The sequence below is a fragment of the Mesorhizobium sp. 131-3-5 genome, assembly GCF_016756575.1.
GTDB classification, from domain to species: Bacteria; Pseudomonadota; Alphaproteobacteria; order Rhizobiales; family Rhizobiaceae; genus Mesorhizobium; species Mesorhizobium jarvisii.
Genome location: NZ_AP023254.1, coordinates 6,177,365 through 6,189,872, shown reverse-complemented (window position 1 = coordinate 6,189,872; position 12,508 = coordinate 6,177,365). Strand labels below are relative to the sequence as shown.

The 12,508-nt window shown below is 58.7% G+C and carries 13 protein-coding genes; 4 read left to right on the top strand and 9 right to left on the bottom strand.

From position 1 onward, the window contains the following. Positions 1-144: 144 nt before the first annotated feature. The 8 genes from JG747_RS30180 to JG747_RS30145 form a co-directional block, all read right to left on the bottom strand. Positions 145-786 (bottom strand): ATP-dependent DNA ligase, encoded by a 642-nt coding sequence (locus JG747_RS30180; RefSeq protein WP_244748272.1) that lies wholly within the window; start codon positions 784-786, stop codon positions 145-147. A gap of 196 nt (positions 787-982) precedes the next feature. Next, on the bottom strand, positions 983-1,321 hold the full coding sequence (locus JG747_RS30175; RefSeq protein WP_202360622.1) for a slr1659 superfamily regulator: 339 nt from the start codon (positions 1,319-1,321) through the stop codon (positions 983-985). Between the two features lie 18 nt (positions 1,322-1,339). Then, a complete protein-coding gene (locus tag JG747_RS30170; RefSeq protein ID WP_019860250.1) occupies positions 1,340-1,900 on the bottom strand; it encodes a slr1658 superfamily regulator in 561 nt (186 codons plus the stop codon). Positions 1,901-1,902: 2 nt separating this feature from the next. Then, entirely contained in the window at positions 1,903-4,269 is a 2,367-nt protein-coding gene (locus tag JG747_RS30165; protein ID WP_202360621.1) for a SpoIIE family protein phosphatase, read from the bottom strand. Continuing rightward, on the bottom strand, positions 4,266-5,444 hold the full coding sequence (locus tag JG747_RS30160) for a class I SAM-dependent methyltransferase (RefSeq protein ID WP_202360620.1): 1,179 nt from the start codon (positions 5,442-5,444) through the stop codon (positions 4,266-4,268). Before JG747_RS30160 ends, JG747_RS30165 begins: the two co-directional genes overlap by 4 nt. A gap of 2 nt (positions 5,445-5,446) precedes the next feature. Continuing rightward, the gene (locus tag JG747_RS30155) at positions 5,447-5,962 is read right to left on the bottom strand and encodes a ubiquinone biosynthesis methyltransferase UbiE (RefSeq protein ID WP_202362378.1); all 516 of its coding nucleotides are present in this window, start codon (positions 5,960-5,962) and stop codon (positions 5,447-5,449) included. A gap of 175 nt (positions 5,963-6,137) precedes the next feature. Continuing rightward, complete coding sequence (locus tag JG747_RS30150; RefSeq protein ID WP_020628984.1) at positions 6,138-7,877, bottom strand: putative bifunctional diguanylate cyclase/phosphodiesterase; 1,740 nt, start codon at positions 7,875-7,877, stop codon at positions 6,138-6,140. A 301-nt stretch (positions 7,878-8,178) separates the two neighbouring features. Next, on the bottom strand, positions 8,179-9,321 hold the full coding sequence (locus JG747_RS30145) for a helix-turn-helix domain-containing protein (RefSeq protein WP_202360619.1): 1,143 nt from the start codon (positions 9,319-9,321) through the stop codon (positions 8,179-8,181). A gap of 230 nt (positions 9,322-9,551) precedes the next feature. Between JG747_RS30145 and JG747_RS30140 the strand changes: the two genes are divergently transcribed. Together JG747_RS30140 and JG747_RS30135 are read left to right on the top strand one after the other, a co-directional pair. Next, positions 9,552-9,854, top strand: coding sequence for a hypothetical protein (locus JG747_RS30140; protein ID WP_069091344.1), 303 nt, complete (start codon positions 9,552-9,554; stop codon positions 9,852-9,854). 111 nt (positions 9,855-9,965) lie between these two features. Beyond that, positions 9,966-10,217: a hypothetical protein gene (locus JG747_RS30135; protein WP_027047219.1), complete on the top strand. Its 252-nt coding sequence runs from the start codon at positions 9,966-9,968 to the stop codon at positions 10,215-10,217. Positions 10,218-10,297: 80 nt separating this feature from the next. On the opposite strand, the gene JG747_RS30130 is transcribed toward JG747_RS30135, so the two are convergent. Next, complete coding sequence (locus JG747_RS30130) at positions 10,298-11,056, bottom strand: IclR family transcriptional regulator (RefSeq protein ID WP_019860243.1); 759 nt, start codon at positions 11,054-11,056, stop codon at positions 10,298-10,300. Between the two features lie 211 nt (positions 11,057-11,267). Here JG747_RS30130 and JG747_RS30125 point away from each other — a divergent pair, with 211 nt between their 5' ends. Both JG747_RS30125 and JG747_RS30120 read left to right on the top strand, forming a co-directional pair. Continuing rightward, positions 11,268-12,107, top strand: coding sequence for a cyclase family protein (locus tag JG747_RS30125; RefSeq protein WP_032921299.1), 840 nt, complete (start codon positions 11,268-11,270; stop codon positions 12,105-12,107). After that, positions 12,107-12,457: a cupin domain-containing protein gene (locus JG747_RS30120; RefSeq protein ID WP_019860240.1), complete on the top strand. Its 351-nt coding sequence runs from the start codon at positions 12,107-12,109 to the stop codon at positions 12,455-12,457. The genes JG747_RS30125 and JG747_RS30120 overlap by 1 nt, the downstream gene beginning before the upstream one ends. Positions 12,458-12,508 lie beyond the last annotated feature (51 nt).

Here is a 12,508-nt window from a genome sequence, read left to right as displayed (position 1 = left end):
TCGTTTGAGATGGGTGGTGCTCCAATGGGATGTCGAAACTATTCAAGCAGAAAGCGGGGTAGGTTTGAACTGGCTGCTTGTCGCGCACGACCTCTGCCCGAGGACTGCCCGAGGCCGCGGTTGCGCCAGAAGCGTCGTCGATGCTCAGAAATCGGCCTCCTCGAAGTATTTGGCCTTCAACCATGTGTTCGACGGTCCGCTCGTGTAGCTGCTGTCGGCGCGCTTCGAGATGATGCTCTTGAGCCCCACCCTCTCGATGGCGCGAAAGATCGCTGGCGCACTGCTCTCGAAATGCTCGCTGTACTGGATCTTGCCGAGGCCGTGCTCAACCAGTTGCCGTAGCGCCTGCTTGCGCTGCAGGAGGGGCAAGGAGACTAGATTGCGACCGTCGAGATGGAGGATGTCGAACGCGACGAACGCGAGCCGGCTCGGTTCGTTCCAGATCGCGGCTTCCAGCGAAGGGCAATCGTGGGCGCCCTCCTCGTCTGGCACAATGACATCGCCGTCGATAATGGCGGCCCGGCATGGCAGCTCGACAGCCAGCGCGATGGGCCAATATTTGGTGGTCCAGTCACGGCCGTTCTTGCTGTAGAGGCGCACGCCGCCTTTATCGATGATGATCTGCGTTCGGTAGCCGTCAAGATTGACCTCGTGAACCCATCCCTCATCTCCGGGCGGCTCCTCGACGCAAGTCGGGATCTGCGGCGGAATGAACTCCAGCCGGCGGCCGGTCGCCTTGGCACGCTTACTCAATGACGCCACCTTTGATCGCGCAACGGCGGCCAATCGGCACAGGCAGCCCGACATCCCCCCAACATGGACGCCTGCCGCCTGTGCCGAGCCCCCGCCGAGCCATTGCCAGCATCTGCGCACCAGGCCGAATTGTCGTTACCTTCGCATCCAAATACTTGTCATGGAGTACATATCTCACTCGGTGCGGCACTCTTGTAGTACGCAGTCCGTAGGCTGATTTCGGGCGACCTTAGTCCATCAAAAGCACCAGGGCGGGATGCAGCTTCTTCAGATTCGGCAAGGATTTCGATTGCCAAGGTATGTCGGGCGTTCCACGCACGACGAACCGAACATCGGGATGCTTGCGCACCTCGATGGTAAATTTCGCCAGCAGGTTGATGCCAGAAGAGTTGAGAAAGTGAAGGTCTTTTAAGTTGAGCGTCATGGAAGAGGGATTTGAGGCAAGAACACTGGTCGCCAGGGCCATGATAGGCGCGCCGGCTTCGGGACTGGCAAGCCGCATGACACCGTCGAAAAAAATATCGCTTCCTTCAAGCCACACGCGGTAGTCGTCTGTTTTGATTTCCATAGACTGGCTTCGCCTCAGCTAGTTGTGAGTTTGCGAGATCGGAATGGAGGCATATGTCTCCAGGCAAATCCGATCGCTTTCGTCGGCGGTGCTGAATATCCAAGCCATGCGTGCGCCATAGTCGCTCATCAACGTCAGCAATCCGAGTCCGGAGCCTGCCATGTCGGGGTTCGCGGCATTCGCTTCGATTCGCTGTATCAGCAGGTCCTTGGGGTCGCCAACCGTGATGTTCGCCAGGAGACTTTGGAACTCGGACACGTCATCACCATCGACGTCATTCAACACCTTGAGCTTGAAGTGCTCCGAATCCATCGATGCCTCGATCACGATCTCACCTTGTGCGCGAAACTTGACGGCATTTTCGATGAGCTCGTTGACCAGATATCCGATGCTATGGTGCACTTCCCTGTAGTCATTGCGGGACGCCTGAAAGCGCAACGCAAAAAGATCGGCGAAGAAGTCCGAGGTCGTGGCACAATGACGCCAACTCAAGTCGAGTGGTCCGTCGAACAGCCGCACACGACTGACACCTTCCATCGTCCCGATAGCAAGCTCAGATGTGCCGAACAGCGTGGTCATTTCTATGTGTGCCTTATGATCACGAGGGTGATGTCGTCATGGATCTTCTGGATTCCGATATGGGCCATCAGATCCTCGACGATTCCGGTTTTGATTTCCTCTGCGCTCCCGCCTTGACGTTTTCGTGCGCTCTGGCAAAGGCGCTCGAACCCGAACAGCCTTCTGTCCTGGTCTTCCGCCTCGGTCACACCGTCGGTGTGCAGCACGATCACGTCGCCGGTCCCGAACTTGATGTCATACGTGTCAATGAACGGCGAGATGTCACTCTCCAGACCAACCGGCAGACCCAGATCAAGCGTGTCGATACGTTCGACTTCCCCGCCCGCACGGACGACAAGGACGTCCTCATGTTGGCCGGATAGCGTTACCCGTCCATCCTCAAAGTCAAGGAAGGCCAGCGAGAGATGCTTGTCGGTGTTCGTCCGCTCAATGTTCTTGTAGATCGCTCTGTTCAACCGATCCAGAAACTGGTGCGGATCCGCTTCGTTGGTCTCCTGCAGCGCGCGTGCGACGGATTGGACCATCAGCATCAGCACGCCGCTTTCGAGACCATGACCGGTCACGTCGCCAATGCCGACCTTGACCCGTGAACCGTTCTGCAGAACGTCGTAGTAGTCGCCGCCGACCTCGTCTGCCGGCCGCATATACGCTGCGATCTCCAGCCCCGGAATCGCTTCGAGTTCGATTGGTTTCGGCAGGACCATCATCTGGATGTGTCTGGCAACCGCGAGTTCGGCACCGAGGCGGACGTTCTCGTCCCGCAACTTTTCGTTGAGTGCGGAAATCTCCTGATTGGCGTCCCCCAACTCCTTGGTTCGTTCGTCGACGAGTTGCTCGAGGTTTTCAGTGTGAAAGCTGATCTCCTCAGCCATCCGGTTGAAGGCAATCCCTGCCGCTCCAACCTCGTCGCGCGTTGGAATGCTCACGCGCACTGAATAATCTTTGGACTGGAGCTTCTGGGCGGCACTGGCAAGCGCCCTCAGGCCCGCTGTGATCCGCTTCGAAATTCCGAGCACGGCCGCAAAGACAATCAGAAGCGAAACGATGATCGCACCGACCTGAAACAGCAGGATGCGATTGGTTGCGCGCGAAATACTCTCCTGCGCGGCGAACAGGGACGCATAGATCTCCCGTTCGGGAACGACGATCCCGACCGACATCGTTTCGGACTTAATCGGTTCCGAACTCCACAGATTGGTCGGCTTCAATCTCTTGAGGACAACGATGTAGGGAACGTGTTCGCCCTTGTTGTCGAGCATGATGTGCTGGATGACACCGTCATTGTTCTGGTCGAGAGGCAGCGACGCGATAGCCGGCTGCGTACTTCCCCGCAGAGACCTTTCCAAGCCGGTGACGCCCTGCGTGCCGGCATCGCTCGATGAAGTCAGGCCGATGATCGCCTGGCCAGACGGATTGATCGCCACCACATTGCCGGTCGACATCGTGAGAAAGCCGAATCCGGTTTGAGCGATCTTCACCCTTTCGACGACTTCCGCCAGCTGATCGAGCGTAATGTCTGCTCCCGCCGTGCCGGCGATACCGGTGCGATCAAGCGTCCACAGCGGGTGGAAAAAGCTGACGATCAGCTTTCCCGTGATCGCATCCGTGTAAGGCGCTGTCTGGGTAATGTCGTCAGGAACCGGACGGGAGGCAGGATCCTTGGCCCATTGCTGCCATGAACCATAGATACCCGGAAAGAAGAATTCCCAGAACTCCGCCTTGTTGTGGCCCGGATAGAGCTTGTCGAAGGTCTGCGCCTGGTCCGTATACGGAACCGTCCTGAAGATGGGCCGTTCTTTTGGACCAATATAGTACATCTGCAATTTGGACGACCCGCTGGCCATGAGGGTCGGCGCGACGAGATCGATCACGGTACTGTCTTCTATCTCCTTCTGAACGCCCGGTAGCGGGGTATGGTCGGCACCCAGCAGGTAGCCCCAGACGCTCACCACGGAAGGCGCGCCCGGCAGATTCTGCGCCCAATTGCCCTGCGCGTCGTAGACGATCTTCACGGAGCCGGGCGCCTGATGCGAAAGCGTCGCTCCGACCTGTTGCTGCCTACTCGGATCGTCGATCTGGGCCTGCAGCACGCCGGCCAGCGCCTTGACGTCGCCATGAACCCGATCGAGCAACAGGTCGACGCTCAACGCCGTCGATTGCGCATAGGAACGAATGTATTCCTGGTTTGCGGTCGTCAGGCCCTCACCGACTTCGGATGTGGCATCGCGCGACAGCTTTTGAACGTTCCAAAGCGCCAGACCGCCGCTCAGCAGGAGGTCGAACAGGACGGCGCCGCCAACGACCAATACGAATTTCGCTCGAAAGGAGCGCAGGCCGAAGCGCGGTGTGGGCTCATTGTCGGCTTTCATTGTGGCCGTTGCCCCGATGCGACCCAGATCGGCCAACCCGCGTAACCCTTGGGGTGGAGTGCAGCGAAAATGTGGTCCTGGAAGCCCTGCCGGAACCGTGCGATGAACTCCGGTCCGTCGCCGCGTCGGGTCGCCATCTCGCCCGCATAGACATCCGCCCAGGCCACAACGACATCGGCGAAGTCCTGCGGATCGCCGTCAAGGTTAGTGACCATGAACGACTCCACACGTATATCTTCGAACCCGGCTTCGACCAGGTATCGCCGACTCTTGGGCCCGAGCTCGACGTCCATCTCGAAATGCCTGAACAGCTTCGCCACCTCGTTGTAGGTCCAACGAATGCTTTCGGCGCGCGGCTCGCCGAGGCAATGCGAATTCTTCTCGTTGGTAATGTAGACCCGCCCGCCCGGCTTGCATATGCGGTAGAGCTCCTTGAGGATGAGTTCAGGCCGATTGAAGATTTGAAGGGAATGCCGGCAGGTGACCAGGTCGAACTGCGCCTCGTCGAGCAGCATCTCCGATGCATCGCCATAGGTATACTCGATGCCCCGGATATCGAACTCCTTCATCACGCGTCGAGCATAGCTGAGGCTTGACATGGAGTGGTCGAGGGCGACGATCCGCGACGGCTGGAACTCCTTCTGCACGAGCACCGCGAAATCTCCGATCCCGCAACAGATGTCGGCCATGACGATCCCGGGCCTCATGCCGTGTCGCGGCAAGATTGCGCGCTCGTGGCGCCAGGTCATCTTTGTTTGCGTGCGCAGGATCGGAACGAACGCGCCTTCCTCGAGGAAGCCCTGCCCCGGATAGAATTGACTGTCATACTCCTCGACCGTGATGTTCGGTTCGATTCCGCTCAAGCGACGGAATTTTCGCGAACTCCATCCGACGACGCTTGACGTGATGACGACGAATTTGAGATCAGGGCGAGCGCGGCAGGCATCGATGATGATCCTCGAAAAGGCGTGAAACGCAGCGCTGTTCATCTGCGTCAGGCGTCTGACATTGACATAGAGAACGCCGCGCACACGACCGATCGCATCGCGAAGCAATGCTATGCTGGGGCCAAGCTCATCGATCGCCTGAGGCCGGACCACCCCCGATATGGAGAACTCCTGGTTGTTCGCGTCGTATTGCGCCTTGAAGCGCGGGAGAAGGTCGTACGGGCCCAATTTTACTGGCCCTCAAGCGGAAGATCCACGACAAGCCTGATTGCATCGCCGTCGGCTTCCTCGACCCAGAGTGTCGCGTTGTAGTCGACAGCCAGTTCCAGGAGGACCATCTCCCGGCTGGGCGCAAGATCCCCAGACACCGAGTTAAGGTATCGCTCCTTGGCCTCGAATGCTGCGACTTGCGACAGGGCCTCTTGGTAGAATTGGCGCTCCCCTGGCAGGCAAGGGAATGTCAGCTCGATCCTATCCGTGGCGCCATGGCGAGACACCCTGCACGCCAATTCGCCGTCGGCAAGGCGCGTGCGAAAGGCGACTTCCAGCAGTTCGTTAAAGGCAGAGGAAAAGAGATTTGAATGCCGGACCGAGTCTGATCTATTTTGACTGATCATCCGCGCCATGTATGTCGAGACATAATCGCAGTGTCTCCAAGCGGAGACGAAAGCCTTGATTTCCATGTCGACCTGGATCATGGGCTCAAACGTCGGCTCGCCAGCCAGGTCATGTTGAACAGGTCCCATCGGCATATTCCCTTGTTTCGTCGATATGAGCCCTGGTTGAGCCATGACCTCCGAGATGGAAAATTTCACCGCGCCCATCATGAGCCAGTCTCGCACCGACTCGAAGAATTGTGCGGTATCTGCCTCGATCGTTTCTACAAATCTCCATTTCACCGTTAACAAAGAGTGCAAGGCGCTAGACCGCCCGATTTGCCTCCATCGCGCGTACCACTCTCAGCGGGGACCGCCTGATGAAATCGCTGGTCGCCTCGGCTCCGAGCGGCCGACCCAGGAAATTGCCCTGCAGGCAATCGCAGTTCTCCTTGATCAGCCACCTTGCCTGTACCGACGTCTCGACCCCCTCGGCGGTGACGCTTATTCCCAGTCCGTGCGCCAGACTTATGATCGATCGCACGATCGTCTGGCTCTTGAGGTCGGTGTCTAGGTCTGCAATGAAGTATTGGTCTATCTTCAATGTGTCGAATGGAAAGTTCTTGAGGTAACTCAACGACGAATAGTATGTTCCGAAATCGTCGAGCGAAATTCGTATTCCTAAGACATTCAGAGTATTTAACGTGTCGATATTGTCGATCGTCTTCTCAAGAAGAACCGTCTCCGTTATCTCAAGTTCAAGTCTGTCTGCCCGGATTCCAACTGCATCGATGATCTGAGCGACCGTGTCTGTCAGCGTGCCGCTAAGGAACTGAGCCGGCGAGAGGTTGACTGCGACTGTCAGCGAGGAAGGCCAGGTCAATGCCTGGCGACAGGCTTCCTCGAGCACCCATCGTCCAATCTGATCCATCAGGCCGTCGGCTTCGGCGATCGGTATGAACACGCCGGGAGGAATGATTCCGACCTCGGGGTGCCGCCACCGCAACAGCGCTTCGAAACCGATCACCGACGCGGGAGGGCGAATGAGCGGCTGATACTCCAGATAAAGCTCGCCCCGCTCCAGCGCGGTTCGAAGGCTGCGCCTCAGATTCTCGCGTTGCTCGAGTAAGAGCAGCATCGAGCGGTTGAATGTTCGAGCGCAACCGCGTCCATCTGTCTTGGCTGCGTAAAGAGCAATGTCAGCGGCTTTCATCAACTGCTCGCCATCGGTCCCGTGTTCCGGCCCGAAAGCAATTCCGATGCTCGAGCCGACGAAGACGGGGATGCCGTTGATGACGAAGGGAATCTTGAAGGCGTCGACCAGCGACCCGGCGAGGCGCTCAGCCTCTGCTGGCTGCTCCCTTCCCAATTGGATGACAGCGAACTCATCGCCGGCATACCGGTACGCGGATTCGCCGTCCTGCAGCGCGTCGCGGATACGGCCCGCAGCCAGCTGAAGAAGCGTATCGCCCGCTCCATGGCCGAGCGTATCGTTGACCGATTTGAAATCGTCAAGGTCGATCTGCAGCAGGGCGGCTTTCGGCTTTGGTTCACCGAGGGTCGCCAGGGCCTGCTGCAACTGCTCGCCGAATCGCCGCCGATTCTGCAGTCCAGTCAGCACGTCATGCGTCGCCAGATGGAGCAGAATTCCATGCTCCTGCTCCTCCGCCGCGCTTCGCCCGCCATGCTTCCTTGATTCGATGATCCCCACACCATTTGCGGTGCCGAAGACGAAAACGGACCGGGGCGCTTCGCCCGATGATGGCGGCAAGTCGATGCTTGCCGGAGAGCCGCCCTGGAACACCCGAAGAAATTCGTCGCGGCACCTCGCATCGAGGAAGCTCGGGTAGATCGCCCAGATGGCGGCGCCCGTCGCCACCACGCCTCCGTATACGCCTTTGAGCTTGGTTGCGTAGTGTGTGAGACAGAAGTCGCGGTCATAGAACGACAAGAGTTCGGTCGTGTTCGCCAAAAGGTCAGCAAGAAGCGCTTCGCCCGGACGCGGAGCATCGCTTGAGGAAGGCCCCTCACTCTCCGAGCCGACGCCTGATGCCTCTGGGTGCAAGAACCACCTCGGTGCGAATCCACGTCCCCCAAATGTAGAAATAGCATAACCGCCAGACTTGGCAAACTTTCCACTTGCAGTCTTAACAAGTGCCGACGCGGCGTAGTTGCAATGTATGCTCCGCTGCGGTTGGCGGCGACAACGGTGAACAGTCCAGTTGGTTACTAAATCGAAAATTGGCGGGAATTGGCTATATGATTGACGGCGTGGTGGACGGGACACGAAATATTCTGGCCCATGACACGGCGTGGCTCGGCCCTGTGTTGAGCCCGCTCAATCTCGATCATCGCCGGTCCTGCACTCAGCTTCCGAGCGCTTTGAGCCAACCTTCAAAGGAAGAGGTCTTCTCGCGTTCAGCAAGCGAAACAGAGTGGGCGGGGCGCGGCAACATCATGGTACTGCGGCCTTCTCGGGGGCTGTAACCGAATTCCTTGCTGAATGCCCGGCTGAAATTAGCCGCTGAACTAAACCCGAAGGTCTCAGCAATATCAACAATTCGCCGACTGTCCGCCGGGTCGCTGAGCGCAACATGGGCTGCCAGAAGTCGGCGACTTTGTATGTAGTGGAGAACACCCCCGCTCGGTTCGAACAATTGATAGAGACGGGAGCGTGATACGCCGAGAGCCCTGCACATTGAATCCGGCGTCAAGTGAGCCGCATCCAGATTGTTTTGGACGTATCGACGCGCTCGCTCCATCAGCCCGACGCTCGCCAATTGTTCGGCGGCCGCAGCATGGTCCGCCGGAGGCGCGAGGCAGGCAATGATCATGCTGCGGGTTGCGTGTACGATGCGGGGCAGATCTTCAGCCGTGAGACTGCGCAGTCTTGCTTCGACGCTATTGACGTAGTCGGCCAAGAGGTCGGCAAAGTTGCCGGACAGAATTGAATTGTTCTTTGCGTCGAGGGTTGATGCCGCATCAGAGAACAAATCGCGCGGCAGATAGAGGAAGAGACTTTCCGAGTCCGTTGCCCTCCCCCGAAACGGGTAGCCAAGCGATCTGATCTCCAATTTGCCTGACTGGGTCTCCGCAACGCGGCGATCGACCTCCGTCCACGACCGGCCAGTGCGTGGCAAGACGATATACCAATGATCGATTGAACTGGATCGGAGCTTGGCGGCCGAACGGATGTAGCTATGTGCCGGCGCGCGCTGCTGAACGATCAGCATTCCACCGAGATTCCAAGCTGTGTGGGAGGCGGGAAAGCCATCGTCCGGCGATTTGTCATCCGGCAATCTGACATCGACAAGCGGCGCCATATGCAGTTGCCAAGCGGCGAATTGATCGCGTGGCGCCAGTTCGAGCGTTGAAAAGGCCAGAGGTTCGAGCACTGGCACGAGCGATGGAGCGGCCTCATCGTGGGGTTGACCTTCGCGCGGCCAGCGACGCCTATCACGGTCCCGCGGCTGCCTCGCTGGGGCCTCGTCTTGCCTCTTAGTATCCATCGCGTGGTGCCATATCCGAATCGGGTATGCCCATGCCCCTCTCAATCATGTGGTGTATTTCAGCCATCTGGCAAGACTGGCGGAACTCGAGTCGACCGAAACGGCGATCCGCTGGATTGCAGTAAGAAATGCATTCCGAGATAAGTTTATGGATGCGAAGCTAACGACACTCTTCAACTCGATGCATATAGAATCTGGCATCGTGAACTAGGAGTTGAGGAAGCCGCGAAATGAACACAAAACTCAACAGCGAAGCTCGGCGCAAGATAATTCTTGATGGATACGGTAACAACGAGCCGTTGAAGGTTATTGCGGAAAGGATCGGATGCTCACTGGCGAGCCTGAAAGTCACCGCCAGTAAGCTCGGATGCACTCGAACTCCGAAAGAGGCGGCGGAATTTCGGCGCGGTTTTCACGTCCCGGAAAACAAACGGCGAGATTACTACCAGCTTATGATTGCTGGGCAGTATAGAGCTCGCGAGTGTGCGGTGATTTTGGGACTCCTAACAGAGGAATCATCAGGCAACAGGTAACTGATTCCAATACACTGTGGACGATATTTTCGCTTGAGAATTGCATCGCGTCAGCGGTTCATCAGCAAAGCCCGCCGCAAGTAAGGGGCGGGCCCTGAAAGGTTCGCACAGATGCTGCGTCGACGTTTCAATCGCACCTGCCTGAGCCCTCACGATCTGGCTATTTGCGAACGCGTGTTCGAACAGGTCTGCTCGGATGAGAAGCTCGACCCTTTGGACCCGGACGCCGAAATCTTGGCGGTGATGGTTGTGTCCATTTTTCGAAATGCTCGCACCAGCGAGCGCGAGCTGCTGGAGGCGGTCAGGTCTCGTCGGCAAAGGCTCCGGCAACCGGGCACCCGAGCAATTCCAGGAAAAGTGTGAAGCGGCTTGGCTTGTCGCGGCGACGTGACGGTATGATCGGAATTGGTCACGGCGGGCTCGGGGCGGCCCCAGCGCACAAATCATCCCCCGGTCAGCGCTTCTATGTCGTGGCGCAGTTTCAGGATAGCCGCCGTGAGGCCGGCCTCGCCTTGTTTGAAGCGCGTCGACGGCGTCGGGATCGACACGCCGTAGAAGTCCCCCTTCCAGTCCTTGAAGGCGATACCGACCGCCGAAATGCCTGATGTATGTTCATCGCGGTCGAAGGCGACACCGTGCTGGCGGACTTGCGCAATTTCTTCGATGAAGCCACGCATGTCGCGCTTGATGCCCGCGCGCGCCCATTCGCCGCGCGCGAAGCGCTCCAACGCGTCGTCATCCATCAGCGCCAGGCAGGCCTTGCCGTTCGCGGTTGTCGTCAGCGGGAACGTTTCCCCGACTGAGGAAACCGCGCGCAACCTTTGCGTGCCAGCGATCTGGTCGATGAAGATCAGGATGTTGCCACGCAGGATCGACAGGTCGACGGTCTCCTCGGTATCGCGCGACAGGTCCTGAAGCAGCGGCCGGATGGTTTCCGCGATGTTGTAGTGGGCGGATTCTGCGAGCGAATGCAACTCGGGCCCAAGCCTTATGCCTGAGCCGGCGCTCGAAGCGATCACCAGCCGCTCGGCTTGAAGCGCGCCGACGATGCGCTGCACGGTCGATCTCGGCAGGTCGACCCGTTCGGCGATCTGGCCGAGGCTCATCCCGGTCTGCGAACCCTTCAGCGCCCGCAGCACCGATGCCGCGCGCGCGATGACTTGAATGCCGTTCCTCGCCTCGGCTGTATCGGCTTCCGACATCGTCCTGCTCCAACTCTCCGCAGTCTGGCGTTTGCCACGGAAACCCTGGGCGCGCCAGCCTCATTGTGGGTTTCGTAAACCGTATCATGATACAGCTTGACTGCAATACGGTACATATGTATCAAATTGCAGTACAGGAAACTCGGGAGGAGCTTTCCATATTTCAATCTGCAGACCTGGCCCGCCTCGGTGGGGGATGGAGGATTTTGTCATGACGATCACGGTTCGCGGCATCGAATTCCAGAGCAATCTGGACAATCCGATGGGCATCGAATTCTACAATCTGTCGCATCGTTTCGGCTACCAGTGCCCGAACTGGCCCTATTTCCGCGACGTCCGCATCGAGCGCATGCACTACATGGCCAAGTCCGGCGTGCTGTCGCAGACCATCACCACGACCATGCATGTGACGACGCATATCGACGCGCCGGCGCATGTCGTGCAGGGCACCCCCTTCATCGACGAAGTGCCGCTGCCGCATTTCTTCGGCTCCGGCATCGTCGTGTCGCTGCCGAAGAAGAAGTGGGAACAGATCACCGCAGACGACCTCGAAAAGGCCTGCGGCAAGGCAATCCGCAAGGGCGACGTGCTGATCATCAACACCGGCTGGCACAAGGTCTACGAAGACGGCGATTATTTCCCCTACTGCCCGGGCTTCGTGCCCTCGGCCGCCGACTGGATGATCGAGAAGGGCGTCAAGGTGGTGGGGCACGACACCCAGGCCAATGACCATCCGCTGGCCACCGCCATCGGGCCGCAGCGCAACGGTCCGCTGCTGCCGCATCTGGCGGAGGAGTACAAGCAGTGGTCGGGCGGCATCGACTGGAAAGATGCTTTCCCCGAATGGGAGCCGGTGCACCAGAAGATATTCAAGGCGGGCATCCTCGGCATCGAGAATGTCGGCGGCGATCTCGATGCCGTCACCGGCAAGCGCTGCACCTTCGCCTTCTTCCCGATCAACTGGGACCGCGGCGATGGCTGCATTATCCGCCTGGTGGCGATGATCGACAAAGGCCAGAAATACCGCATCGAGCCCGGCGAGGCGTTCTGATGCTTGCCAAACGCTTTGCCGACGCAAAGCCCTACTTGGCGCCCAACCATCGCGACGTTGTTGGGCTTCGTCTCCAGGGCTTCGAGGCAGGCGGCCCGGAGAACCAGTGGGTCGGCCTGTCGCAATTCCTTCCGTGGGGTGGAGCAGGGCCGGACTCGACGCCGTTCGAAAAAGTCTACGTCGTCCTCGAGGGGCAAATGACGGTGATCGCTAATGGCGTCGAGACGGTCCTGCAGAAATATGATTCCTGCACCATCGCACCAGGCGAAGTGCGCGAGATCGTCAATCGCACGAACCATGTCTGCACGATGCTGGTCGTCATTCCCTATCCGCCCGGAGCGAAGCCATGAGCGACCTGAAGACCAGGAATGCGAAGCCATGAGCGACCTGAAGACCAGAGG

Bases quoted from the DNA above. Each gene is read 5' to 3' on its own strand.
- JG747_RS30175 (WP_202360622.1), bottom strand. From the start codon at position 1,321: ATGGAAATCAAAACAGACGACTACCGCGTGTGGCTTGAAGGAAGCGAT.
- JG747_RS30170 (WP_019860250.1), bottom strand. From the start codon at position 1,900: ATGACCACGCTGTTCGGCACATCTGAGCTTGCTATCGGGACGATGGAA.
- JG747_RS30165 (WP_202360621.1), bottom strand. From the start codon at position 4,269: ATGAAAGCCGACAATGAGCCCACACCGCGCTTCGGCCTGCGCTCCTTT.
- JG747_RS30155 (WP_202362378.1), bottom strand. From the start codon at position 5,962: ATGGGACCTGTTCAACATGACCTGGCTGGCGAGCCGACGTTTGAGCCC.
- JG747_RS30145 (WP_202360619.1), bottom strand. From the start codon at position 9,321: ATGGATACTAAGAGGCAAGACGAGGCCCCAGCGAGGCAGCCGCGGGAC.
- JG747_RS30140 (WP_069091344.1), top strand. From the start codon at position 9,552: ATGAACACAAAACTCAACAGCGAAGCTCGGCGCAAGATAATTCTTGAT.
- JG747_RS30135 (WP_027047219.1), top strand. From the start codon at position 9,966: ATGCTGCGTCGACGTTTCAATCGCACCTGCCTGAGCCCTCACGATCTG.
- JG747_RS30130 (WP_019860243.1), bottom strand. From the start codon at position 11,056: ATGTCGGAAGCCGATACAGCCGAGGCGAGGAACGGCATTCAAGTCATC.
- JG747_RS30125 (WP_032921299.1), top strand. From the start codon at position 11,268: ATGACGATCACGGTTCGCGGCATCGAATTCCAGAGCAATCTGGACAAT.
- JG747_RS30120 (WP_019860240.1), top strand. From the start codon at position 12,107: ATGCTTGCCAAACGCTTTGCCGACGCAAAGCCCTACTTGGCGCCCAAC.